Below are 24,375 nucleotides of genomic sequence, written 5' to 3' on the forward strand. Positions count from 1 at the left end.
TGCTTGGCCAGCTTCCTTATCTTTGGCTACGCCCGTGCCCGTTGGCAGTGGCTCCTTCTCCGCATGATTTCTGCCACCTCTCTGCAAAGCCTGTTTGGCATCAAAGCCAGCGAAACCCGCACCGTAGGGCTCTTTTTGCTGCATAATTTTCTGTTGGGCATCGGTTCGATACTGGTGTACGTTGCGGCTAACGTGCTGCTGCTGGAGCACCACCCCGAGCACAGCCTGCCCCTGGGCTACGTGGCCGGGGCGCTGGCCATGATGGCCGTGGGCAAAGTCTACACCTATTTTGAGCATCATTACCTGCTCAAGCAGCTGGCCGTGCGGGTGCTGCTGGCCGTGGTGGCCCTCACCGGTGTGCTGGGCGTGCTGGTGGTGGTGGGCCACTCGGTGGCGGCGGCCGTGGCCATCATGGCCGGCTACCGAATCATCTACCTGCTCACCAACCTGGAGTTCTGGGGCGTCTCGGCGGTGGTGTTCGACGTGCGGCAGAGCAAGCGCCTGTTCAGCATCATTAGCTCGGGCGATATGCCGGCCAAGGCCCTGGGGGCCGTGCTGGCGGCCCTTATCCACGGCGAGGCGCAGCTGCCCGTGCTGTTGGGCGTGTCGTTTGTGGCCTACATCGGGGCACTGTTTGCGCTGCGCGCTACCCTAAGCTCACACGTGGTGGAGGCGGCGGCGCGGCCCGCGCGTCTGACCAAACAGCTGCCGGGCCAGCTGGCCCGGCAACTGTTTGGCGGCAGCGAGCTGGTGCTGGCCATGTGCCTCAGCCTGCTGGCCATCGCGGCGGCGCTCACCGGGGTCGAGTACATGTTTTTTGTGAACGTGAAGCACAAGTTTCACGACTCGGCCGACGTCACCCAATCGGTGGGCTGGATACTGGCCCTGACCTATATGGCGGCCATGTTCTTCAAGCTACTGCTGAGTCGGCAGGCCTTGGAGCGCTACGGCGTGCAATGGTCGTTGCGGCTGCTGCCGCTGGTAGCTCTGGGGTTCCTGCTGGGCTTTGGCGTACTCAACACCGTGAGCAGCTACACCTCCACGGGCCTGCTGATATATTTCTGCGGCCTCTACCTGCTGCTCGAAGTGCTGCGTCGCAGCGTGTTCGACCCCGTTTTTCTGGTGCTGTTTCAGCCCCTGGCCCCGCAGCAGCGGCTGGCGGCCCACACCCTGGCCAAGGGTTTTTACGAGCCCCTGGGCATGGGCCTCACGGGTCTGCTGTTCTTCGCATTTCGCTATAGCGGCCTGCTTGATGGCTGGTTGCCACTTGCCTGGATGGGGGCCCTGCTGCTGCTGGCGCTGCTGTTCCTGCGCCGCACCTACTACAGCTACCTGGCCGAGCTACGCGAAGGCCTGAGCCGGCGCTTTGCCGAAACCGCCGACTTGGCCCTCCCCGATGCCGCGCTGCAGCTAGTGCTGGCCCACCTGCACAGCTCGCGCCCCCCCGAAGTCCTCAATGCCGTGGCCTGGCTACGCAAGCGCGACCCCAAAGCCCTGGCCGGCCACACCCCCGGCCTGCTCGAGCACCCCGACGAGCGGGTGCGCCTGGCCCTGCTCAATACCGTCGAAGTACCCCCGCTGCCCGCCGAGGCGCTGCAGGCCCTGGCCCTGCGCGACCCCGCTGCCCCCGTACGCGAAGCGGCAAGCCGCCTCCTGGCCGCCGCCGACCCAGATGCGCCCACGGTAGCCACTCTGCTGAGCAGTGCCGACTTGCCCGCCCGGCAGGGAGCCATCCGGGGTTGTATCGAAACGCGGCCTGAGCATGAGGCCGCGCACCACAGCCTGGGGCAGTTGCTCGTTAACCCGACGCCAGCCGCCAACCGGACGGCGCTGTGCCTCCTCTCATTTTTTCCTTTTGAAACCCAGAGCCAGCTGATTGACGACAGCTTAGCCAGCCCTGACCTGGGCTTAGCCAGCGCGGCGCTTGCGGCCATTGGCACCCTGCCCCACACCCAACTGGCTTACCACTTACCGCCCGCCTTGGGCGAGAAGCAGCGCTGGCAGGCCGCCGCCGACAGCCTGGTCGCCCTGGGGCCCGCCATGGTGCCCCTGGTGCGTGAGGCCCTGCACCACACGCCCGGCCCTGTCCACTTGCACCGCCTGGCCACCGTGCTGGAGCGAATTGCCACCCCCGCCAGCCGGGCAGTTTTAGTGGCGCTGGCGCAGGGCAGCAACCTGTTTTCGCGCGGAGTCGCGCTACGGGCGCTACGCCGCTTTCCGGCCGTGCCCGCCGAAGCACCCATATTCGAACACTTGCTGCGCGATGAATTTGCTCTGGCGGCGCAGCTGCTGCGGGGCCTGGCTGCCGACCACCGACCGGCGCTGCACACGGCCGTCGGCTACGAGCTGATGCTGCTGCACCAGCGCCTGTTTGGTCTGCTGGCCCAGCTCTACGATGCCGAGCTGGTGGCTACCGCCCAGCGCAATGTGGCCCACGCCGTCCGCGAGCGCCAGGCCAATGCCCTCGAAATTCTCGATAACCTGATTCCGCGCCCGGTATACCTGGGCCTGCAAGCACTACTCGACGATACGTCCGTGACGGAAAAGGCCCAGCTGTTTGCCGATGTCACGGCGAACAACCAGCTGGTGCAGACCTTGCAGCCGACCCGGTCTGGGTTTGGCGCGCACCAGACCGTGACAATGGCCAAACCTGCTTTTCACGCCGCCACCCTCACCGAGCCCTTGCCCGTGCTGCTGCTGCGGCACGGCCACAGCGCCTTCACCACCTGGACGCTTGGGGTGGCCTTGCGCACCTGGCAGCCCACTCAGCCCGATGCGCCGGCTCTGTTGCAGCCCTACCTACAGTCGCCCAACGCGCTGCTGGCCGAAAGTGCCCAACTGGCGGCTAAGGTTTTGGCCGCCCGCCTGGGCCACACCATTTCCGTCACTCCTTTTCACACCCATGCCATGAGCCATTCCCCGGCTTCCGAAACCCGTATTTCCGCCCTGGAGCGGGTGGTCGTCCTCAAAAGCACCGCCCTGTTCTCGCAAACACCCGAAAACGTATTGAGCAGCATTGTGCCCATCATGAAGGAAGTGACGTTTTACGAGGGCGAAGAAATATTTGCCAAAGGCGACATTGGGACGTCGCTGTTCGTGGTGCACGACGGGCAGGTGGGCATTTTCAATGGCAGCCAACAGCTGGCCACGTTCGGGCCCGGCGACTTCTTTGGCGAGTTGGCCCTGCTCGATGCCGAGCCCCGCTCTGCCTCCGCAGCGGCGCTGAGTAAAGTACTGGCTTTCCGTCTCGACCAGGAAGATTTTTACGACCTAATGGAGGAACGGGGCGAGGTACTCCGCAACATTCTGCGGATGCTATGCCAGCGCATTCGCCAGCAGAACGAGAAGATGCGCGAGTTGGCCAAGTAGGATGACGTCCTTTTAGTCATTAGGCTTGTTCCTCAATAAGAAATCGGTGGTTTTCCAAGTCGTATTTGGCGCCAGAAACGGGGGCTGCTCAAAGAATCCAAGGATACAAGCTTGGCCAAACCAAAAAGACCATTCAGGCATCATAATCGGCTAAAATCTTTGACCATTTCTTATTCAGGAACAAGTCTATTAGGCTTGTTCCCAAACAGTATTTTTGGGGATGCTTGAGGTGAATACGATAGTTGATGACCAGCAAATGCGGGCGCTGAAGGGGTTGGATTTGGCCACTTTTGCGCCTTGGCCGAGCCGTTCACGGCGGGCTGCCAGGCCGAAGCGGGTGCGTGCTTTTCGGTGGAGCAGCCGCACTAACGCCGGCCCGGCGGTGGGTGCAAAGGCGTGCCGGCCAGCCCGGAACAGCAGTTGTTGTTCATCCTGTTTTACCTGAAAACCTACCCCACCTTCGACGTACCCGGGACCACCTTTGGCCTGCCCCGCTCCAAAGCCTGCGAACACGCCCATCACCTGGCCAAGGCCCTGGAACGTTGCTTGCGCACGTTGGGCGTGCTGTCGGCGCGAGTCATCGACTCGCTGGCCCAAATGCAGGCCCTCTTTGCCGACGTGCCGGTGCTCTTGCTCGACGCCACCGAACGACCTTACCGCCGGGCGCACGCCGCGGTGGACCGGCCGGCTGACTACTCGGGCAAAAAAAGGCCCACCCGTAAAAACACGCTCATCGCCGACCCCGCCCGGTACATCCACTACCTGGGGCCGACCACCTGCGGGGCGACCCACGACTACCAGATGCTGAAAAACGAGCTGGAAGTCAACCTGGGCCTGTTGGACCTGTTCACCCGGCTGGCCGATTTGGGGTACCTGGGCCTGATTCGGGACTACGACGTGGCCCCGCAAAGCTTGCCCCACCGCAAGCCCCGGCGCAGCAAACAGGTGCCGGCCACGGCGTTGACCGATACGCAACGCGCCGCAAACCGCGCCCACGCCCGCCGCCGCGTGAAGGTGGAACACGCCATCAGCGGGGCCAAACGCCTGGGCTGCGTCACGCAAGTCTACCGCAACAAGTCCCTGGCCTTCAACGACCGGGTGATGGCCTTGGCTTGTGGTATCTGGAACTGGCATCTGACCAAAAAGCAAAAGGTTATTTAGGAACAGGTCTGATAGGTAAACCCGGCCACCGGCGCACGCAACCTGGTATCGGATAGGCGGCGGCCCTAGCGGCGGTCTTGGCGCCAAAAACTTAATCAGGAGCAGCAACAGGTACCGCATTTAGGGTATGACTATTTCTAGTTGCCTGGCAAAGGACTAAATACATTTGTGTATAGAATGTATCCGAACTTTATGCTTCCTGCTACTATGAATATATCTACCGCGGCCAGCCCTGCATTGGCTGGCGCTGAAAAAGAAATTCAGTCACATAAGCTTCGAACTGACGCTTCATGGTACATTTTTCTTGTGGCGCTGCTTTCTATTTTACTACTGGCCCAGCCCGACCAGCGCCAAAGCACTGGGCATAAACCAACAAACTTAGTCACTGAAAGGGTGGCACTACGAGCGAGATAAGCTCATGATAGTTACAAGCCAGGACTTCATAAAATATAACTTTTTTAATAAGCTATTCGGCTCACACAAGCCGAATAAGCACTGCGGTAGCCCCCACCGGCGACATTCTACTTTTTATTATCTGTCCTCAATTTCATGATGAATGAATTCCGCATTATCCAGACGCAGGCTCTTACCAACGTGCTGCCTTACGAAATAGAAGAGTGCCAGCGGGTATGGTACTGGCCACGCCCGCTGTGGCAGCCGGTGCAGGAGCGAATCTTTAAACGCGGCAGCTATCGGATGTCGCCACGGCGGTTTCAAACGCCGAATGAGGCGCAGCTCTTCACCGAGCAGCTGCTGGTGCTCCGCGCCGTCAGGCAGGCCGAGCGAGACCAGCAGCAAGCAGAACAGCGCCAGCGCCGGGAACTACCTCGGGTAATTCAGGTGCTCAGCCTGCCCGCGTAGCCACCGCTAGCCACCACTTTTGAAGTTCCTCTCCGTTTGCGCGCACCGCGTGCTGCCAGGAGGGCTCGGTTAAACAGGAGGGGGCTATGACCACACTTTGCGCGCCCACAGTGCACGAAAACGGAGCTGGCCTTAGCTGATTATAAATTATAGCTCGTGAATTTGATTCAAAAAGACAAAGTCGCGCAGCTGCACATCTTTCGGGCAATTGCTGCTGTCGGCGTCGTACTCACCCATGCCAGGTTCGTCCTCTGGAGCGGCGGCGAAGCCTACGTTGCCAAGTTTCCAGTCCAAAAATGGGGTCTCTTCGAGTATCCGCTGTTTTTCTCGGACCTCATCACTTCGCTGGGGCCGCAGCGGGTCTACTTGTTTTTCATTCTTTCCGGATTCTTTGCCCAGTATTCCATCCGGAACAGGTTTTCACTCCCGAACTACCTGCGCAAGCGTTTTCTGCGCCTGTACCCCGCATACATTGCCGCCACGATACTAGCTGGAATAGCACTATACGTTTCCTTTCTTTATATAAATAGCAACATTTACACCGAAGGCGTTCGAGAGTACAATTCCCGACTAGTTGCTGGCTACCAAGAACTTAGCCCCGGCTCCTTCCTGCACTCTTTGTCTTTTACCAAGTCCGGCGAATACTTTGGATTCGGTGTGCAGTACTGGTCCTTGAAGCAGGAATTTTTTTTCTGTCTTTTATTTCCATTATACAATTTGTTGCCCTTTCGCAATCAGCTTGGATTGTTGGGCATTTGCGTGGCGCTGGTCCTTGCCACCGGCGATGCCATCTTTTTTCATCAGTCGTTTTTTCTGGTTGGCATGACGCTCTACAAGGGGTTTGAGCGGGGCCTGCGCATACCGACCACGCTGCCTACCTGGCTGTACGGCACCGCCATTATGGGCTTGTACATGGGCATTTACTTGCTGAGCAAACTGGGCCACAACTATCCCGCCAGTTTGTTGACAGTGGCGTTAGCCTTCCTGGTGCTTGAGTTTTTGCTGACCCGAACCGTTCGGGTGCCCCGGGCCGTGGCATGGTTCAGCGAGGTGAGCTACTCCGTGTACCTCAACCATATGTGGGGACTGCTCCTGTTCTACGCCGTGTTGTCCCGAATTTCGGGCGACCTCGTTTTTTACAGTCGCTGGCCGTATTACACGGGCGCTATTGTGGCAATAATCTGCTCATTGCCATCCTATTATCTTATCGAGAAGCCCATTGTAGCCTACATGCACCGCCTTGGTCGCCGCGAAACCAGCCGCGCATCCGCGGTGCCACTAATCGTCCCGATGGCCATGCCCCGGCTGTGGTCCCCAGCAGTGCAGCTCCCCCTGCAAAGAGCGCAGCAATTGCTCATGGCAAATCAGTTGGCCCCCGCCAAGCACCTGCCCCAAAGGCTGGCGGGCAGATAGGAAAAAGGGGCGGCAGTGAACGTGGCCGGAACAAGCCAAGCGCATCAGCGCCACGCCAACCAACACGCCCCCACCACCGCTCGCAGGCCGTCGTGGACCGCAAGGCCGACTACTTGGGTAAAAAAAGACTGACCCGTAAAAACACGCTCATTGCCGACCCCAGCCGCTACATCCACTACCTGGGTCCGACCACAAGCGGGTTCACCCATGATTTTCAACTGCTTAGAAACGGATTTGTTGCAAATCCGGGCTTGTTCGCGCTGCTAGCCGATTTGGGCTACCTAGGCTTGGTAAAGCACGACGACGTACCGGCCGGCAGCCGACCCCACCGCAAGCCCCGGCGCAGCAAAAAGTAACCCGTTGCGGCCCTGACCGATGTTCAACGCACCGACAATTGTGCCCACGCCCGCCGCCGCGTCAAGGTCGAACACGCCATCAGCGGAGCCAAACGGCTCGGATGCGTTGCGCAGGCCTTCCGTAATAAATCCAATGCGTTCAATGACCGGGTAATGGCAATCGCCTGCGTTATCTGGAATTGGCATTTGACGCAAATTTTAAACCCCGTTTAGGCACAAGTCTATTAAGAAAACCTCTCATCGCCGCTACTCCATCACCTCGTAGATTTTCACGGGCTCGGCCTTGTTCTTCAGCACGACCTCGCTCACGTACTGGCCCTTGAAGGACTCTTTGACCTTGAGGTACACCGCCTCGCTGATGATAATCTGGCCGGGCTTGGCAGAGGACTGCAGGCGCTGGCACAGGTTCACCACGTCGCCGATAATGGTGTAATCCAGACGTTTGAGCGACACCGAGCCAATGTTGCCCGATACAACTTCGCCGGTATTTACGCCAATGCTGACCTCGGGGCGGTACTCGAAGCCGGGCGGCAGCGGCGCGGTGCTGTGCTGCAGTGCCGCCCGCGCCGATAGCGCCGCATCAATGGCCCGGTCGAGGTGGTGCTCGCCCCGGAACACGGCCATCACGGCATCGCCCATAAACTTGTCCACGTAGCCGCCCTGCGCAATTACCTCCTTCACCATCAGGTCGAAATAGGTATTGAGCAGGCTTACCAAATCGGTCGGGTTCATCTTTTCGGCCATCGAAGTGAAGCCGCAGATATCGATAAAAGCCACCGTCACGTCCACCGTTTCGCTGGCCAGCAGGCGGTTTTTGAAGTCGGGACGGGTCATGAAGTTGAGCACCGTTTCATCGACGTACATTTTCAGGATGTTGTTTTCCTGAATGGCCCGGAGCGTGTCGCGCAGCTGGCGCACCTGGTCGGCCGTTTTCTCAATAGTCAGTTCCAGGTCGGTGAAATCGATGGGCTTCACCACGAAGTCGAACGCGCCACGGTTCATGGCCGTGCGCAGGTTGGCCAGGTCGCCGTAGGCCGTCACAATCACCGTTTTCATGGCCGGGTGCTGGGCGTGCGTGAGCGAGAGCAGCGTGAGCCCGTCCATCACCGGCATATTTATATCGCTGAGGATAATGTCAATATCTGGATGCTCGGCGATGCGCTCGATGGCCTCCTGCCCGTTGGTAGCGAACACAAACTCGTAGATATTTTCGCGGATTTTACGCCGAAACTTCTGGCGGATAAGCAGTTCAAGGTCGGCTTCGTCGTCGACCACCAGTATTTTTGTTTTCATAGCAGAAAGTGTTGGGTAAGCTGTCCCGTTCGCGTGTTTTCACTCCCAGCGGACGGAGTGTGGCGGCGCAAACGCTGACCACTTACTACTGGATTACTCCGCACTTATTACGTCAGGAATTCAGTTGCGATAACTTACTCTTGAGTACGGAAAAATCCAGGGGCTTAACCAGAAAATCATTGGCTCCCAGCGCCATGGCCTGCCGGTAGCTTTCGTCGTCGCCGTAGGCCGTAATCATCATCATGGTGGTGGGCGGCATCTCGAACTCCTCTTTTACGTAGCCCAGCAATTCCAGCCCACTCATGCCGGGCATATTAATGTCGGAGAGGATGATGAGTACCTCGGAATGATGCGCCCGCAAAAAACCCAGGGCTTCCTCGCCCGAAAACGCGAAGTTGAACTGCAACTCGCCGTTGCGGATTTCGCGACGGAAACGCTGCTGGAACAAGTCGCGCACGTCCGTTTCGTCGTCAACAACCAGAATTTGCATGGGAAATATTTTCAGTAACCGGAGAGTACCAAAGTTAGGTGCCAACGCGCTTTAGGCAGGCAGCGTGACCACAAATTCGGTGCCCTCGCCTTCCTCGCTTTCCGCGACCAGCGTGCCGCCGTGGCCGGTGGTCACAATGTCGAAGCTGAGCGACAAGCCCAGGCCCGTGCCCTCGCCCAAAGCTTTGGTGGTGAAGAAGGGCTGGAAGATTTTTTGCCGCACGGCCTCGGGCATGCCGGTGCCGTTGTCGCGAATGCGAATTTCAACTCCGGCCGGCACGGCGCGGGTGGCTACCTGCACCTCGGGCTGGTAAGCGGCGGGGCGGGTCGGCGCTCCTGCACGGCATGAAACGCGTTGGTAAACAGGTTTATCAGCACGCGGCCCAGGTCTTGCGGCACGGCGGCCACGGCGGGTAGGCCAGCGGCGAGCAAGGTCACCAGATGGGCCTCAAAGTTTTTATCCTTGGCCAGCAGCTGCATCAGGCTATTCACAGCCGTGCTTTGGGCTGACTGCGGCAATACTTGGGCCGCTACTGGCCCGGCCAGCAGCCCGGCAGTAGCACTAGCAGCCCCAACCGATGTAGTACCCGACGTGCGAACAACGAACTGGTAGAACTTATTGGCACACTAATTTCCAAATACATGCATGAACATTCACAACCTTTTCGCAGCAGCCTGTTGCACCGCAGCCAGGTAGCGGCGGTGGCGGTGGCGGTTTGCGCGGGCAAAATTTTGCGGAACCACAATAAAAACACTATACCTGAATAGACTGCCCTGTATGCGTAAAAGCAGACCGCGCCGCTTGCCCATTCCGGCCCCGCGGCTACCCGGCCTGATGGATAGGCAAGCTAATCAGAAACTCGGTGTATTTACCTTCCTGTGAGTTGACTGTGATACTACCGCTGTGGCCTTTGGTCACAATATCGTAGCTCAGCGACAGCCCCAGGCCGGTACCTTCGCCGCTGGGCTTGGTGGTGAAAAACGGCTGGAATATTTTCTGCCGCACCGCCTCCGGGATGCCCATGCCGTTGTCGCGCACCCGGATTTCCACCTCGTCGCCTTGCCGGGCGGTGCTCACGCTCACGGTGGGCGCGTAGCCGGCCTCGCCACGCAGCTGGCGCTGGCGCACGGCATAAAAGCCGTTGCTGAACAGGTTGAGTAACACCCGGCCCAAGTCGGGGCCAATGGCTTCGACCTGCGGTAGGTTGGCCGCAAAATCGGTCACCAGCGTGGCGTTGAATGATTTATCCTTGGCCCGCAGGCCCTGGTAGGCCAGGCGGAGGTACTCGTCGGCGAGGTGGTTGAGGTCGATGGGCTGGCGTTCGCCGGTGCTGGCGCGGCTGTGCTCCAGCATGCCCTTCACGATGCTGGCCGCCCGCTGGCCGTGGTGATGAATCTTTTGCAGGTTCTGGGAAATGTCGCTCAGCAGCTCAGCTTCCAGGGCGAGGTCACGCTCGGGGCGGGCCTGCTCCTCGCGCAGCTCACTCAGCATTTCCACGCTCACATCGGCAAAATTGTTGACGAAATTGAGCGGGTTTTGAATTTCGTGGGCAATGCCCGCCGTGAGCTCGCCGAGGCTGGCCATTTTTTCGCTCTGCACCAGCTGGGCCTGCGTGGTGCGCAGCTCGGTGAGGGCCCCGCGCAGCTCCTCGGCCTGGGTGGTGAGGGCGGCGGTGCGCTCGACTACCAGCCGTTCCAGCTCTACGTTCTGAATCTCGATGAGGCGCTTGGCCTTTTCTTCTTCCTCGCGCACCAGCCGCTCTTTTTCCAGCGTCTTTTTCTGGCTTCGGGCAATAAAAACAAAGGTTATCAGCCAGATAAGCACGAAGTACCGAGTGGTGTCCATGAAGGCGTCATAGGCTTTGGGCAGCTTGCCGTCGGGCTCTTCAAGTAGCAGCTCAAGCGCCTTGTAAAGCACGAAGGGAGCCATGGCAAACAGCAGCGTACGGGCGGGCCGATGGTAGCGCACGGCCAGCAGCACGGCCAGCAGCAGCACTAATACCAGCAGGAAGTAGCCTTCGCCAATCAGCGGCGAACGAAGCTTGAAGATGGCTATTGCCAGAAACAATACCGCGGCCGGCACCCAGAGGTAACTCAGCAGCCGGTTCCAGCGGGGCAGGCGCCGGGGCAGGTCCAGAAACTTACTCAGCCCCCGCCCAATGCCCGCGGCAATCAGAGCCGAAAAGAGCAATTCGCCGTAAACAGCCGACTGATTCATAGCAGAATAGAAAGTCTAGGTAGATTATTTCAGCGCAGAAAATAGCACAGAAACTGAGGCATATGCCGCAAATTTGACTATTTCCACCGGGACCTTTCTCCGAATGCGATTCTGGCCCCGGCCATCCGCTCGAAATGTAGCATTAATGCCTGATTACACGGGCAGTGTGACAAGAAATTCGGTGCCTTCGCCCTCGCGGCTTTGCACCGTGAGGGTGCCGCCGTGGCCTTTGGTCACGATGTCGTGGCTCATCGATAAGCCCAGGCCCGTGCCCTCGCCCGCGGGCTTGGTAGTAAAGAAAGGTTCGAATACTTTTTCCCGCACGTGGGCCGGCATGCCCACCCCGTTGTCATGCACCCGGATTTCCACGGTCGGCCCCGGGGTACGGCCGGTGCTTACGGTCACGGTGGGTTCGTAGGCCAAGTGGGCCGCGCGCGCTACTTGCTGCCGCTCGCGCACAGCGTACAAGGCATTGGTGCACAGGTTGAGCAGCACCCGGCCCAGGTCCTGCGACAGCACCGGCACCGGGCCCAGGCCCGGGTCAAACTCGCGGGCCAGCGTGGCCCGGAAGGATTTGTCGGTGGTGAGCAGCCCTTCGTAGGCCAGCGTGAGCGCCTCATCGGCCAGGGCGTTGAGGTCGGTGGGCTGGCGCGGGCCGGTGCCGGCCCGCGAATGGGCCAGCATGTCTTTAATGATGGACGAGGCCCGCTGGCCGTGCTGGCTGATTTGCTGCAAGTTCTGCTTCAGGCCCACCAAAATATCCGTTTCCAGGCCCGCGCTCTGGATTGAGTCGCGCCGCTCGCCATCCATGTCGTCGACCAGGCCGGTGCTGACCTCGGCGAAGTTTTTCATGAAGTTGAGCGGGTTCTGCAGCTCGTGGGCGATGCCGGCCGTGAGCTCGCCCAGAAAGGCCATTTTCTCGGCCTGCACCAGCTGGTGCTGGGTAGTTTTGAGCTCGCCGAGGGCTTGTTCGGCGCGGTCGCGCTGGCCGGCTACTTCGGCGGTGCGGGCGGCTACTTCGCGCTCCAGCACTTCGTTTTGAGCGGCCAGCAGGGCCTGCTTTTCCTGTTGCTGGACCAGCGTTTGGGCCGACAAATCCTGCACCTGTCTCAGCTTCACGAGCAGCAATTCGCTGTTCAGGGCAAACTCGCGGGCCAGGAATAGCGAAATGCTCAGGGCTGGGGCCAGCGCCATCAGGGCCACGAGCGACGACGACACGCGGAAGGAAATCTGGGACTGCGTGATAATCAGCATCGCATAGACGAAGGCAAACACCAGCGCCCCCACAAAACCGGCCGCGATGATGCCCGCCCCGCGCTTGCGCTGCCGCAGCGCCCGCATGGTGAGGCGCAGCTGCTCGGCGCTGGCCAAGGCCACAAAGCCAAAGAACGCGAACGAATAGCTCGTCAGCACCGAATATGAGGTGAGTTGGGTGAACTCACTCAGGGCCAAGCAGACTACCAGCGCCGCCCACAGGCCCGTGTAGGTGTGGCCCGGCTTGTACTCAAACAGGGCGTAAAGGGCCCGCACTGCCCACACGTAGCTCATCAGCAAAAAGACATCGGCCACCATGCCCAGCGCCAGCGTGCCGGCCATGCCCTGCACCTGCCAACCGCCATACAGCGCCAGAAAACCCAAGGCCCCAGCCCCGGCATACAGCGAAAAGTAGAAGTTGGCGCGCTGCGCCGGGTTGTAGCGCAGAAATGACAGATGCAGTAGGCTAAGCAGTAAAAACACCGCGAACGTGGCAAAATTAGCCACCGGCCCCACCGCCCGCTCCACGTTGCGCTTCAGCAGGCCGGGCAGGCCCGTGATGCGCACGCGCATGAAATTGATGTTGTCCTTGAACCACGCCAGCGGCGGCCAGGGCGCAAACCGAATGGCTAGCACCTGCTCAGTGGGGCCACTAAAATGTACTTCCAATGGGTCGGCGGTGAAGCCCGCGGGGCGCACCTGGCCGGGCACGGCGCTCACCCGGCCGTAGCGGTGCAACAGGCGGCCGTTGAGGTATACTTCGGAAGCGCAGGTTTGCTGAAACAGCAGCACCAGCGCCCGGGTACGCAGGCTGTCGGGCACTTGCAGGCGCAGGCGCAGCCAGCCAATGCGGGCGGCCTGCACCTGGGGCAGCAATTGGGGGTGCTGGTTGGGATTGATGGGAGCCCAGGCGCGGTCATCGAAATCGGGATGGGCCCAGGCCGGGTCATCGCCGGCTTTGAACTTCCAGCCGTGGTCGAGCACGGTGCCCGTGGCCGGCACGGTGCGCAGCACGGCGTGGGCGGTATCGGGCGCGGCCTGCGCGGCGGCCCGGCCCGGGGCCAGGCCCACCAGCAGCGCCAGCACCACCAGTGTTCGAACAAGTGAATGAACCACAGTTAGGCGGGCAGAATAATGAGAAATTCGGTGCCTTCTCCTTCGCGGCTGGCCACCGTGAGGGTGCCACCATGGCCCTTGGTCACAATATCATAGCTCAGCGACAGCCCCAGGCCCGTGCCCTCGCCCTCGGGCTTGGTGGTGAAGAAGGGCTGAAAGATACGGGCCTGCACCTGCTCGGGAATGCCGGTACCATTGTCACGAATCCGAATTTCCACGGACTTTCCCCTCGGCCGGCGGGTGCTCACGGTTACGGTGGGCTGGTAGTCGGGCCCGGGCACCCCAGCAGCTACCAAAGCGGCTTCCAGCTGGCGCTGGCGCACGGCATACAGGGCATTGGTGCACAGGTTGAGCAGCACCCGGCCCAAGTCCTGAGTCACCACCGAAATCGTCCCCAACCGGGAGTCGAATTCCTTGTTCAGCGTAGCGCAAAAATCCTTATCTTGGGCCTGTAGCCCTTCGTAGGCCAGCATGAGCGACTCGTCGGCCAGGGCGTTGAGGTCGGTGGGCTGGCGCCGGCCGGTGCCGGCCCGCGAGTGAGCCAGCATATCCTTGATGATGGATGAGGCCCGCTGGCCGTGCTGGCTGATTTGCTGCAGATTCTGCTTCAGGCCCGCCAGAATTTCGGCCTCCAGCCCATCGGCCCCTTTTCCCAGAGTCCGCTCGTTGCCGTGCATATCATCGACCAAGTCGGTACTGACTTCGGCGAAGTTTTTCATGAAGTTGAGCGGGTTTTGCAGCTCGTGGGCAATACCCGCCGTGAGCTCGCCCAGAAAGGCCATTTTCTCGGCCTGCACCAGCTGGCCTTGGGTTTGGCGGAGCTGCACCAGCGTGCGTCGGTTCACTTGCAGCTGCCGGTAGATGAACACGCCCAGGCCCGAAATCAGCATCACTGCCAGCACCGCCCCCAGCAGCAGCCGCCGGCCCAGACGCAGGCGCACGGCCTGCACAGCCTGGGCTTCGCGCAGGTCGTTAATCTGGGCCATGTGGGACTGCTCAATTCGTTCGCTTTCGTATTGGGCCACGTGAAAGGTGCGCTGCGCAGTATTAAAGGTATCGGTATGCGCCATGTAGGCCTTGGCGTAGCGCTGGGCCAGCGCCGGCTTGCCCCGGGCATCGTAGAAGGCTGCCAGCTGCTTGAGGTACTTGGGGCGCAGCTTGTCGAGGTGGGCCACGGTGGCTTTTTGGTAGGCCAGCAGCCAATGCTGCTCGGCGCGGGCATAATCCTGTCGGGCTTCGTAGTACTGGGCCCAGGTCGCGTCCAACTCAAACTCACCGGGCTTGGCCGACATGGGCAGGACCAGGGAATCGTCGAGCTGCTGGGCCCGGCGCAGCAAGGGCAAAGCCTTAGCAGGGGCCTGCATTTGCAACAGCACCGCCGCCTTGCGCACCAGCGCGCAAGCCTCGTTCATGCGGCGCTCATAGCCGTCGTTAAAGCGGGCCACCAGGGCCGAATCGGCCGACCGCAGCGCCGCCGGGTATTGCTGCTGCTGCTGGTAGAGGTCCGACAACGCCAGAAACGTAAACACGCGGTTGGTGCCCTGCACCCGCCGGAACTCGGGCAGGGCGCGGGCCTGGTCCAAGTATTGCACGGCTTTACCGATGTTGCCCCAGTCGGCATAAACAGCCCCGGTCACCAGCAGCTCGTTGATGTAGACGGTGCGGCTAAACTGCTCGGCCGTATCCACCGCGCGCAAGCTTTGGTTGATGGCCCGGTTGTAGTCGCCCATGCGCCGGTAGTAGGCGGCCTGCGATACGTAGCAGGCGGCAATGTTTTCGGTGGCCCGGCGCAGCTGATAATACGCGAGCTTTTCTTCGTAGTACTGCTTGCGGGCGGCCATCTGGTTCAGGCGGTTGTAGAACACCACCAGGTCCATCAGCAGCCACGGAATGGGCCGGCCCACCCGGTCAAAATCGGCTACGGCAGCTTTCATGGTGTCCAGGGCTGCGGCATCGGCGGTGCCGCGCTGCCGCAGCAGCAGGCCGGCGCGCAAGCGGCGGTAAGGCGCAGCGTCCACGGTTTGCAGGCGCCGATTCAGGGCCAGCAGCTGGTCGAGCAAGGGCAGGGCCTGCGGGTTGGTGGGGTGCAGGTCGAGCAGGTGGAGCACGGTGCGCAGCCGAGCCGTATCGGTGCGCTGCTGCGGCAGCACCAGGGCCAGCGAATCATAGTTCGCATCCCAGTAGTACCGCTGCGCCAGCAAGGGCCCACTCAATACCCAAAAAGCTACGGCTGTAAAAATCCATTTCATGGGCAAACCAAGGCTTATGAATGGCTATGCCCAACGCCCGGCAACCTACCCCACGGTGTCCTAGCCCATTGTTTCGGCCAGGTGTATGGATGGTAGGGATTCATAGCTAACGAATATGAATAAGCACTTGGTTTATAGAAAATTAACTTTCAGAAAGGGGCAAAGCTAATTGCTATCGACAACTTTGCAACGTTTCAATTGCATAAAGATGGCATAATTACAATATTGTTAATGTTCTCACTCACGAATGCATTACCTGTTTGTCAAGCAAACAACAGACAGACAGGCAGATAGTAATATCAAGGGTGAGGCATTCACCAAAAAAGAGAACTACCCATAAAAACATGAGTCATTAAATAATATTTTTGTATGAAATATATATTATTTAGTCTTTTGCTTGCAAAGCTAGCAGTTCTGAGCATTTACTGCAACTGCCCTTTATTCAGTTATTTGATAAAGCGTAATAAGAATTTTAGCGTCAGTTACTTGGTATTATAACAGCTGAGCTTTGCGGTTTATTTAATTTGAATCAGCGCCGCTGCTCAGTAGTCGGCCAGGCCATTGCGCAGCGAATAAATTTCAACGAACCCGTGGGCTAGAAGCAGCTGCGCGGCCTGCTGGCTGCGCACGCCACTGGCGCAGTGTATCACCACAGGCACATCAGGCCGAATGGCGCTGACATGTTCCGCTAGCTGCCTCAAAGGCAGGAGCTGCCCGCCAATGTTGCGCCGGGCATATTCGTGCGGCTCGCGCACATCGAGCAGCTGCAGGGGCCGGCCGCTGTGCTGCCACGCTTTCAGCTCATCGGCGCTGATTTCGGGGGCGCGCGCTGCCAGGGCTTCCAATGGGGCCTCGCCGCAGAAGGCAGCGTAATCGTCGGCTAGGCGAATGAGCTGCTGGTTGGCCGCCACCGCACGAAAGCGAATGGTTTGGAAGCGCATGCTCAGGACGTCTACCAGCAGCAAACGGCCGCTCAGCACCTCCCCTATTTGCAGAATGATTTTCAGGGCCTCGTTTGCCTGCATGGTACCAATCAGGCCAGGCAATACACCCAACACGCCAATTTGAGCGCAGTTGGGAGCATCGCCGGGGGCGGGCGGCACGGGGTGCAGGCAACGGTAGGTGGGGCCGTTTTGGTAATTGAACACCGACACCTGACCCTCAAACTTGAAGATGGCCCCGAACACCAGCGGCTTGCCCAGCACCACGCACGCGTCGTTCACCAAGTAGCGAGTGGCAAAATTGTCGGAGCAGTCCACCACCAAGTCGTAGCCAGCAAACAGGGCCAGCGCGTTGGCGGCTGAAAGCACCACTTGGTGCGTTTGCAGCGTGATGAATGGGTTTTGAGCGCGCAGCTTCTCGGTGGCTACCAAGGCTTTGGGCTGGCCCACATCGGCGGTGGCAAAAAGCACCTGGCGCTGCAGGTTGCTATCGTCTACGGTATCGAAGTCGAGCAGGCCCAGGGTGCCCACGCCAGCAGCCGCTAAGTATTGCAGCACCGGGCAGCCCAGACCGCCGCAGCCCACTACCAGCACACGGGCGGCTTTCAACTTCTGTTGGCCGGCCAGGCCGATTTCAGGCAGCAGCAGGTGCCGACTGTAGCGGTTGGTTTCGGCGGCAGAAAGGGCTGAGTCAGTAGGAAGCATCATAAGTTGGCAGCAACAGGACGATGGATAAACAAATTAGGCCGCAGCTTGACGGCCGAAAGCTGCAATTTCATTCCAAATGCGCGCACTCAGCCTCCACCACTGACTCCAACCGCGCTTGCGGCATCCGAAAAAGCCGCCGCCGCCCACCTCGCTAGTCCTGATGGTGCTTGCCTCGCGCTATATTTGCCCGTCTGGCCTGAGCTGAATCAGCACGTATAATGGCTTGTTTGCGCAGTTTATTTATTTAACATAATAATAAAATGGCTTTTATTTAATGCGCTGAGCTGCCAGAAACGCAGTTTTCAGGCTCGCGCTGTTTCTTAGCCGTCTTATTCACCAATTCTTTGCGGTAGCCGGGCGACCTTGTCGGCATGAAAGTCCGCTGCCTGCCTCCTGCCATCGTTTACCTGCTGCTCGTATTCGGCCTCGCGCCCGCCGCTTGGGCTCAGCACCAGCTGCCCATTACGCCCGCCACCGCCGCCTGGGGCTACTACGATGCCGCCGCACCGTCCGTGCTCCGCATCAAGTCGGGCGAAACCGTGACGGTGCACACGCTCATCACCTCCACCCCGGCCCGGCTGGAAGGCGCGGGCCTGCCCGCCGCGCAGGTCGAGCCCGCCCTGCGCGATATCACTGAGCACGTCACCAACAAGGGGCCGGGCGGGCACATCCTCACCGGTCCCATTTTCGTGGAAGGAGCCGAGCCGGGCGACGTGCTGGAAGTTCGAATCCAATCCGTCAAACTGGCCATTCCCTACGCCTACAACGCCTTTGGGGCCAAAAGCGGCTTCATTCCGGAGGATTTCGGTTACGCCAAAATGCGCATCATTCCGCTCGATGAAAAGAAAATGGTGGCGCACTTTCTGCCGGGCATCGACATTCCGCTGCGGCCGTTTTTTGGGAGTATGGGCGTGGCCCCGCCGGCCGCCGCGGGCCGCATCAACAGTGCGCCGCCCGGCATCCACGGCGGCAACCTTGATAATAAGGAGCTGGTGGCCGGTACCACGCTGTATTTACCGGTCCACGCGGCGGGAGCGCTGTTTTTTGTGGGCGACGGGCACGCCGCGCAGGGTAACGGCGAAGTCGATATCACGGCCCTGGAAACCTCGCTCACGGGCACGTTGCAGTTCATCGTGCGCAAAGACCTGCACCTCACCCTACCCCGCGCCGAAACCCCCACCGCCTACATCAGCATGGGCCTGAACGAGGATTTGACCCTGGCCGCCAAGGACGCGGTGCGCGAAATGATTGCCTTCCTGGTAACCGAAAAGCACTTGAGCCGCGATGATGCCTACATGCTGTGCAGCGCGGCCGGCGACCTCGAAGTAACTCAGGTGGTAGACGGTACTCGCGGGGCGCACATGATTTTACCCAAGAGCATTTTTGGGAAGGCGAAGGCGAAGAAGGTGGAGAAGTAAAGGGAAGCATGACGGCTTCTATTCGATGGCATAGAATCAAAATATCCAATATCTTCGTTGCCTCCGCTGCCTGTTCGAAGTATTTTCTGGCTATGATGCAAAATGCTCTACTTTTTCTCGTGTTGGTGGGTACCTCTTTTGCCGCGCAGGCGCAGGTTGATACCGTGCGGGCCAGCACCCTGCCCGGCCCGCAGCTGGCCGAGAAAGCCTACAACAGCGGCCTGGTCAGCTTCAACCAGCAGCGCTACCCGGCGGCCCTGGCCAGCTTCGACCAAGCCATTGCCGCTAAGCCTGATTTTGCCGCCGCCTACACCAACCGCGCCGGTACCCGCTACGAGTTGAAAGAGTACCCCCAGGCCCTTACCGACTACGACCAGGCCTTGAAGCTGGAGCCCAGCAACTACGCCAGCTACTTTGGTCGGGCCCGCGCCCACGAGGCCCAGGACCACCTCGCCGAAGCCGAACAGGACTACTCCGAAGCCCTGAAAGCCAAGCCCGATTACGGACCCGCCTGGTACAACCGCGGCGTGCTGCGCTTCGAAAAAGGCAACTACCAGGCTGCCCGCGACGATTTCGACGGCGCCATCAAGGCCGACCCCAAGCTGGCGTACGCCTACCACGACCGCGCCAGCGCCCAGCAAAGGCTTAATAACTACGCCGCCGCCACGCAGGACTATACGCAGGCCCTGGCCTTGCAGCCCGACCTGCTATCCGCCCTGCTGAACCGGGCCACCGCCGAGCGCCACACCGGTCAGCTGCCCCAGGCGCTGAAGGACTACGACGCCTACCTCGCCCGGAAAAGCGACAATGCGCTTGCGTTCAATAATCGGGGCGGCGCCCGCTTCGAAAACAAGGATTACGCCGGCGCCATCGCCGATTTCAGCCAGGCCCTGCAGCTTGACGCGAAGTACGCTTACGCCTGGAATAACCGCGCCGCCGGCCAGCTCAAGCTGGAAAAATACACCGATGCCGCCGCCGATGCCAGCGCCGCCATTAAGCTAAAACCGGATTATGCTGAAGCTTACCTCAACCGCGGCCACGCCCGCGAAATGCTCCGCCAAGCCGAGGAAGCCTGCCAGGATTGGCGCAAAGCCGCCGAGTTGGGCCTGACGGTGGGCAATAGCTACGCCGCCGCCGCCGGCTGCGCGGGCGAGACGGCAGAGTAAAGGCCCCTTCATTTGTTCAGAACGTCATGTCGAGCGTAGCCGAGACATCTCGCGTGCAATAGCAATCAACGACTTCGAGCGAGATGTCTCGGTCTCTGCTTGATGCACAGAATGCTCGACATGACGGCCGCATTTATTTTAAAACCAACGCGATGCCTTCCCTCAATCGCCTGCTAATCCTGCTCTTACTCGCCGCCGCGCTGCCCGTTGCCGCGCAAAGCACAGCCTTTACCAAAGATAATTTTGGCGACAACAAAGAAGGATTACGCGAAGCCCTGCGCGAGTTGAAAACCGGCGACGAGGAATACCGCGCCGACCCACCGCGCTACGCTCAGGCGCTGCCGCATTTTCTGGCCGCCCAGACATTCAACCCCAACAACGCGGCGCTAAACGTGAAAATCGGCGACTGCTACCTCAACTCTGCTACCAAAACCGCCGCCCTGCCCTACCTGCGCAAAGCCGCGAAGCTCGACGTGACGGCCGATGCCCGCACGCACTACCTGTTGGCCCGCGCCCTGCACCTAAGCGCCAAATGGACCGAAGCCATTGGCGAATACCAGCAGGCCAAGCCCGTGGGCAACAACACGCGCAACGGTGATGCTCAATCCTTCACCGCCAACGACTTGCAGCGCCGCATGCTGGAGTGCCGCAACGGCCAGAAGCTGATGGCCCGCCCCGCCCGCGTGTTCATCGACAATGCCGGGCCGGAGCTGAACTCCTCGGCCTCGGATTACGGCCCGGTGGTATCGGCCGATGAGTCGACCATCCTCATCACCTCGCGCCGGGCGGGCTCGACGGGCGGCAAGAAGGACCCCGAAGGCAACGGCTTTTTCGAAGACATTTACCAGGCTACCTGGCGTGGCAAGGCCTGGAGCGCAGCCGCCAACCTGGGCGCGCCCGTGAACACCGACGACCACAACGCCACCGTGGGCCTGGCTCCCGACGGCCAGCGCATGCTGGTGTACGCCGGCACCAACGGCGGCGATTTGCTCGAAGCCACCCTCGGCGGTGCGACCTGGGACAAGCCCCGCCGACTGAACAGCCGCATCAACACCAACAGCCACGAAACGTCGGCCAGCTACTCGCCCGATGGCCGGTTACTGTATTTCGTGAGCGACCGGGACGGCGGAGCGGGCGGCTCCGATATTTACAAGGTTGATTTAGCCGGCAAAAACACGCCCGTGAACCTGGGGCCGGTCATCAACACGGCCTATGGTGAGGAGGGGGTGTTTATGCAGCCCGATGGCAAAACCATGTTCTTCTCCTCGGAAGGCCATAACTCGATGGGCGGCTACGACATCTTCAAATCGGTGTACGAGAACGGCAAATGGAGCGAGCCGGAGAACCTGGGCTGGCCCATCAATACGCCCGACGACGACGTGTTTTTTGTGACCTCGGCCTCGGGGCGGCACGGCTACTACTCCAGCGACCGGCCCGGCGGCCTGGGCGCGAAGGACATCTACCGCATCACCTTCCTCGGCCCCGAAAAACAGCCTGTGCTCAATGAGGAGGACCAATTGCTGGCCTCGCGCCTGGCTCCGGTGAAGCAAGCGGTATTAGCCCCCGCCGTGGCCGTGGCCACCGCCCAGGTCACCATACTGAAAGGCACCGTGACCGACGATGCCACCCACCAGCCGCTGGACGCGGCCATCGACCTCATCGACAACACCAGTGGTCAGACCATTGCCAACTTCCGCAGCAACGCCACTTCGGGCCGTTACCTCGTCAGCCTGCCTTCGGGCACCAACTACGGCATTGTGGTGCGGCAGGACAGCTACCTGTTTCACTCCGAAAATTTTGACCTGCCCGCCGGCGCAGCATTTGCCGAAGTGGTGAAGGACATCCCGCTGAAACGGCTGGAAATAGGTACCACCATCGTGCTGCGCAATATTTTCTTCGACACCGGAAAGGCCACCCTGCGCCCCGAAAGCACCGCCGAGCTGGAGCGCCTGCAAAAGCTCCTCACCGAAACGCCGGCCCTGAAGCTGGAAATGGCCGGCCACACGGATGATGTGGGCGACGCCGCCATGAACCAGGACCTTAGCCAGCGCCGCGCCCAGGCCGTGGTCGCCTACCTCACGCAGCACGGCGTAGCCGCTGCCCGCCTCACCGCCGCCGGATACGGCGAAACGAAGCCGGAAGCACCCAACACCACCAAAGCCAACCGCCAGCTCAACCGCCGCACCGAGTTTAAGGTGACGGCCAAATAGTTGCGCGTGCGCTGCTTGTTTCAGGCCGCGCCCAAGAGGCTGCCTGCCAGTTCCTGCGTGCCACCCGCTATGCTGCCACTTCCGTGACCACGGCTACGGGCGAGCCGTCGCGCAGCAGGCCCAGCACCAACGCCCACAGGTGCTCGTAAGGAATAATTTCGACCTCGGCAAAGGCTTCACCGGGGGGCGGCGTATCCTTTAGCTGCTGCAGTAGGGTTTGGCCGCGCACCGCCGCCTTGGCCGCGTCGAAATTCTTTTCCACTATCACCTGCAACAGGCTCAGAAACAGGCGGCTGCGCAGCGTGGTGGCTTCAGAGAGATGGCGCTGCTGGTACTTACGCAGGCTTTCGAGGCGCATCAGCACTTCTTCGAGGCGGCGCTCACGCAAAAAATACAGCACTTGCAGCACCAGAATAGCCACGTTGTGGCCGCGCTTGTCGCGGCTGTACTCGGGCAGCTGCAGCACCCACTGAGCCATTTGGCGTTGGCGGGGCGTGAGCACACGCTGGGGTGGCAGCACAAAATCGATGTACGACTTGTATAGGTCCCAGCGCTGCAGTGCGGCCTCCCGCTGCATCGGGTAAGCCGGGTTTTTGCTTATTTCCAACTGCAGTTGCTGGGCCCGCTCGTATTGCTGGGCATGCAGGGCTAGCAGCACGTGGTGCTCCTCAAAGTAGAACCAATTTTTGGACGACTGATGAAAATCCCGCACGTATTGCTCGGCCAGTTGCAGCCCCTGCACCGATTGCCGACCGCGCAGGTAGGCATAGATGCTCATAAAATGGTTGTAGCGAATATCAAACCGCCGGGCGTTGAGCTTGCCATCGCGCCAGCGCCGTGAGGCCGCCGCTGTGGCCTTTATGATTTCCTGATAGTTGCCTTGCTGCTCCTCATACGCCAGCCGAAGGCGGTACAGAATATTGAAGGTGGTGAAGCTGCGCGCCCGCTGGTTCAGGGTTTCAACCTGCGCAATGCGGTCGGGCAGGAGCGCCAGCACGGCCCGGCGGGCGGCCACCGTTCCGTTGAGGGTCAGTTGCGTATCGAAATATAATTGCTCAGCTTCGTCCTCCCAGGCCAGTACCTGCTGGGCGCGCAGCAGCACCTGCGTTATCTTCTTGTACTGAATAGGCTGCCGCTGCTCGGCGTAGAGGTTGCGCAGCATGCGGGCGCTTTGCACCGCGTATTGGGTAAATTCCCCCGTCTCGGCCAGCCGCAGGCACCGCATCATCAGCCGCTCCGAGAGCTTGTATTCGCGCTCAGCGTACAGAATACTCACTTTGTGCAGCAAATCCAGACATTCTAACTCGTAGCGGCGCGACACCAAATGCCGGGGGTCGGAATGGTCGAGAAAGTACAGCTGGTTCAGCAGCTTGCTGCGCACCCGCGACTGCAGCTTCTGGAGTGCGCGTACATTGGTAGTGGTGGCTTTGCCATACAGGGCTTTCACTACTTGCAGCTGCGTGGCCTCCGGAGCTTTGGTCAGAGCCGCAACAAGTTGGTTTTCCTTATTCGATTGCCGGCCGTGGAGGTCCAATATTGGCAAAGAAGCCAAGCTACGAGATGTCACAATTCGCGTCAAATTCGCAATTTCATTCATCACAAAAACCGTAAAACAGGACGTATCTGGCGTTTTTCAGGAAAGGTAGGGGTGAAAAACGATGTCACAAAATCAGGCATTCCTTCCTTTCTTCATTGATAGTATTGCTGCAACCTTTGTATCATGGTAAAATCAGTCCATCTAGGCTGTTTGAAGTCACAATTTGACCGCTTTTTTTGGAATCTTTAAACAAAAAAATTGGCCTGCAACGATTGAAGACTGATTTATATTTTATTTCTCTTTTTAGTTATTTAAGTTATGACTTGTACACAAGTCATCATTAACCTAATAGTGTCCTTTTATACGCTTGAAGAAGGCTTCAACTTTGTGTCAGTCAAACAACTGACATGCTCTTTAATCCTTCTCAATCGTGCTAAACATCCTCGCCTTCGCCTTGCTCCAATTCGCTAACCTCACCGCCAGCGCAAATCAGCAAACCACTACCTCGCAGGATTTAGCTACCGCAACCAGCATGACAACCAACGTTATCGGCGGCAGCAGCGGCTGGGGCGGCGACATTGCCGCGGGCGGCAGCAGCGGCTGGGGCGGCGACATT

The 24,375-nt window shown here is 59.9% G+C and carries 19 protein-coding genes; 10 read left to right on the forward strand and 9 right to left on the reverse strand.

Annotated elements, in window-relative coordinates; translation table 11 throughout:
• Positions 1-63: 63 nt before the first annotated feature.
• From IEW17_RS17045 to IEW17_RS21525, 6 genes are all read left to right on the forward strand, one after another.
• Positions 64-3,369 carry a cyclic nucleotide-binding domain-containing protein gene (locus IEW17_RS17045; RefSeq protein ID WP_188563265.1) on the forward strand — a complete coding sequence of 1,102 codons (3,306 nt, stop codon included), beginning with the start codon at positions 64-66 and terminating at the stop codon, positions 3,367-3,369.
• Between the two features lie 396 nt (positions 3,370-3,765).
• Positions 3,766-4,530, forward strand: a complete 765-nt coding sequence (locus IEW17_RS17050) for a helix-turn-helix domain-containing protein (RefSeq protein WP_262891846.1) — start codon at positions 3,766-3,768, stop codon at positions 4,528-4,530.
• 207 nt (positions 4,531-4,737) lie between these two features.
• Positions 4,738-4,944 (forward strand): hypothetical protein, encoded by a 207-nt coding sequence (locus IEW17_RS17055; protein WP_188563267.1) that lies wholly within the window; start codon positions 4,738-4,740, stop codon positions 4,942-4,944.
• 135 nt (positions 4,945-5,079) lie between these two features.
• Positions 5,080-5,391, forward strand: coding sequence for a hypothetical protein (locus IEW17_RS17060; RefSeq protein ID WP_188563268.1), 312 nt, complete (start codon positions 5,080-5,082; stop codon positions 5,389-5,391).
• A 162-nt stretch (positions 5,392-5,553) separates the two neighbouring features.
• The gene (locus IEW17_RS17065) at positions 5,554-6,804 is read left to right on the forward strand and encodes an acyltransferase family protein (RefSeq protein WP_229749083.1); all 1,251 of its coding nucleotides are present in this window, start codon (positions 5,554-5,556) and stop codon (positions 6,802-6,804) included.
• Between the two features lie 368 nt (positions 6,805-7,172).
• Positions 7,173-7,373 carry a hypothetical protein gene (locus IEW17_RS21525; protein ID WP_373286171.1) on the forward strand — a complete coding sequence of 67 codons (201 nt, stop codon included), beginning with the start codon at positions 7,173-7,175 and terminating at the stop codon, positions 7,371-7,373.
• 33 nt (positions 7,374-7,406) lie between these two features.
• On the opposite strand, the gene IEW17_RS17075 is transcribed toward IEW17_RS21525, so the two are convergent.
• From IEW17_RS17075 to moeB, 8 genes are all read right to left on the reverse strand, one after another.
• The gene (locus tag IEW17_RS17075) at positions 7,407-8,453 is read right to left on the reverse strand and encodes an adenylate/guanylate cyclase domain-containing protein (protein ID WP_188563271.1); all 1,047 of its coding nucleotides are present in this window, start codon (positions 8,451-8,453) and stop codon (positions 7,407-7,409) included.
• Positions 8,454-8,565: 112 nt separating this feature from the next.
• A complete protein-coding gene (locus tag IEW17_RS17080) occupies positions 8,566-8,943 on the reverse strand; it encodes a response regulator (protein ID WP_188563272.1) in 378 nt (125 codons plus the stop codon).
• A gap of 51 nt (positions 8,944-8,994) precedes the next feature.
• Positions 8,995-9,243 carry a sensor histidine kinase gene (locus IEW17_RS21045; protein WP_229749084.1) on the reverse strand — a complete coding sequence of 83 codons (249 nt, stop codon included), beginning with the start codon at positions 9,241-9,243 and terminating at the stop codon, positions 8,995-8,997.
• Complete coding sequence (locus tag IEW17_RS21050; RefSeq protein WP_229749085.1) at positions 9,234-9,434, reverse strand: hypothetical protein; 201 nt, start codon at positions 9,432-9,434, stop codon at positions 9,234-9,236. The genes IEW17_RS21045 and IEW17_RS21050 overlap by 10 nt, the downstream gene beginning before the upstream one ends.
• 331 nt (positions 9,435-9,765) lie before the next feature.
• Positions 9,766-11,160, reverse strand: coding sequence for a sensor histidine kinase (locus IEW17_RS17090; protein WP_188563273.1), 1,395 nt, complete (start codon positions 11,158-11,160; stop codon positions 9,766-9,768).
• 153 nt (positions 11,161-11,313) lie between these two features.
• The gene (locus IEW17_RS21055) at positions 11,314-13,530 is read right to left on the reverse strand and encodes an ATP-binding protein (protein ID WP_229749086.1); all 2,217 of its coding nucleotides are present in this window, start codon (positions 13,528-13,530) and stop codon (positions 11,314-11,316) included.
• A gap of 2 nt (positions 13,531-13,532) precedes the next feature.
• Positions 13,533-15,779: an ATP-binding protein gene (locus tag IEW17_RS21060; protein ID WP_229749087.1), complete on the reverse strand. Its 2,247-nt coding sequence runs from the start codon at positions 15,777-15,779 to the stop codon at positions 13,533-13,535.
• Between the two features lie 542 nt (positions 15,780-16,321).
• Positions 16,322-17,428 (reverse strand): molybdopterin-synthase adenylyltransferase MoeB, encoded by a 1,107-nt coding sequence (gene moeB / locus IEW17_RS17105; RefSeq protein WP_229749088.1) that lies wholly within the window; start codon positions 17,426-17,428, stop codon positions 16,322-16,324.
• Between the two features lie 371 nt (positions 17,429-17,799).
• Here moeB and IEW17_RS17110 point away from each other — a divergent pair, with 371 nt between their 5' ends.
• The 3 genes from IEW17_RS17110 (at position 17,800) to IEW17_RS17120 (ending at position 22,222) form a co-directional block, all read left to right on the forward strand.
• Positions 17,800-18,846 (forward strand): acetamidase/formamidase family protein, encoded by a 1,047-nt coding sequence (locus IEW17_RS17110; protein ID WP_188563274.1) that lies wholly within the window; start codon positions 17,800-17,802, stop codon positions 18,844-18,846.
• A 92-nt stretch (positions 18,847-18,938) separates the two neighbouring features.
• Positions 18,939-20,012 carry a tetratricopeptide repeat protein gene (locus IEW17_RS17115; RefSeq protein ID WP_188563275.1) on the forward strand — a complete coding sequence of 358 codons (1,074 nt, stop codon included), beginning with the start codon at positions 18,939-18,941 and terminating at the stop codon, positions 20,010-20,012.
• A gap of 152 nt (positions 20,013-20,164) precedes the next feature.
• Positions 20,165-22,222, forward strand: a complete 2,058-nt coding sequence (locus IEW17_RS17120) for an OmpA family protein (protein ID WP_188563276.1) — start codon at positions 20,165-20,167, stop codon at positions 22,220-22,222.
• 67 nt (positions 22,223-22,289) lie between these two features.
• Here IEW17_RS17120 and IEW17_RS17125 read toward each other — a convergent pair whose 3' ends face one another.
• Positions 22,290-23,756 (reverse strand): hypothetical protein, encoded by a 1,467-nt coding sequence (locus tag IEW17_RS17125; protein ID WP_229749089.1) that lies wholly within the window; start codon positions 23,754-23,756, stop codon positions 22,290-22,292.
• A gap of 433 nt (positions 23,757-24,189) precedes the next feature.
• Between IEW17_RS17125 and IEW17_RS17130 the strand changes: the two genes are divergently transcribed.
• Positions 24,190-24,375 (forward strand): hypothetical protein (locus IEW17_RS17130; protein ID WP_188563278.1); only part of this gene is annotated, 186 nt, incomplete at its 3' end.

This window comes from Hymenobacter frigidus (assembly GCF_014640435.1).
GTDB classification, from domain to species: Bacteria; Bacteroidota; Bacteroidia; order Cytophagales; family Hymenobacteraceae; genus Hymenobacter; species Hymenobacter frigidus.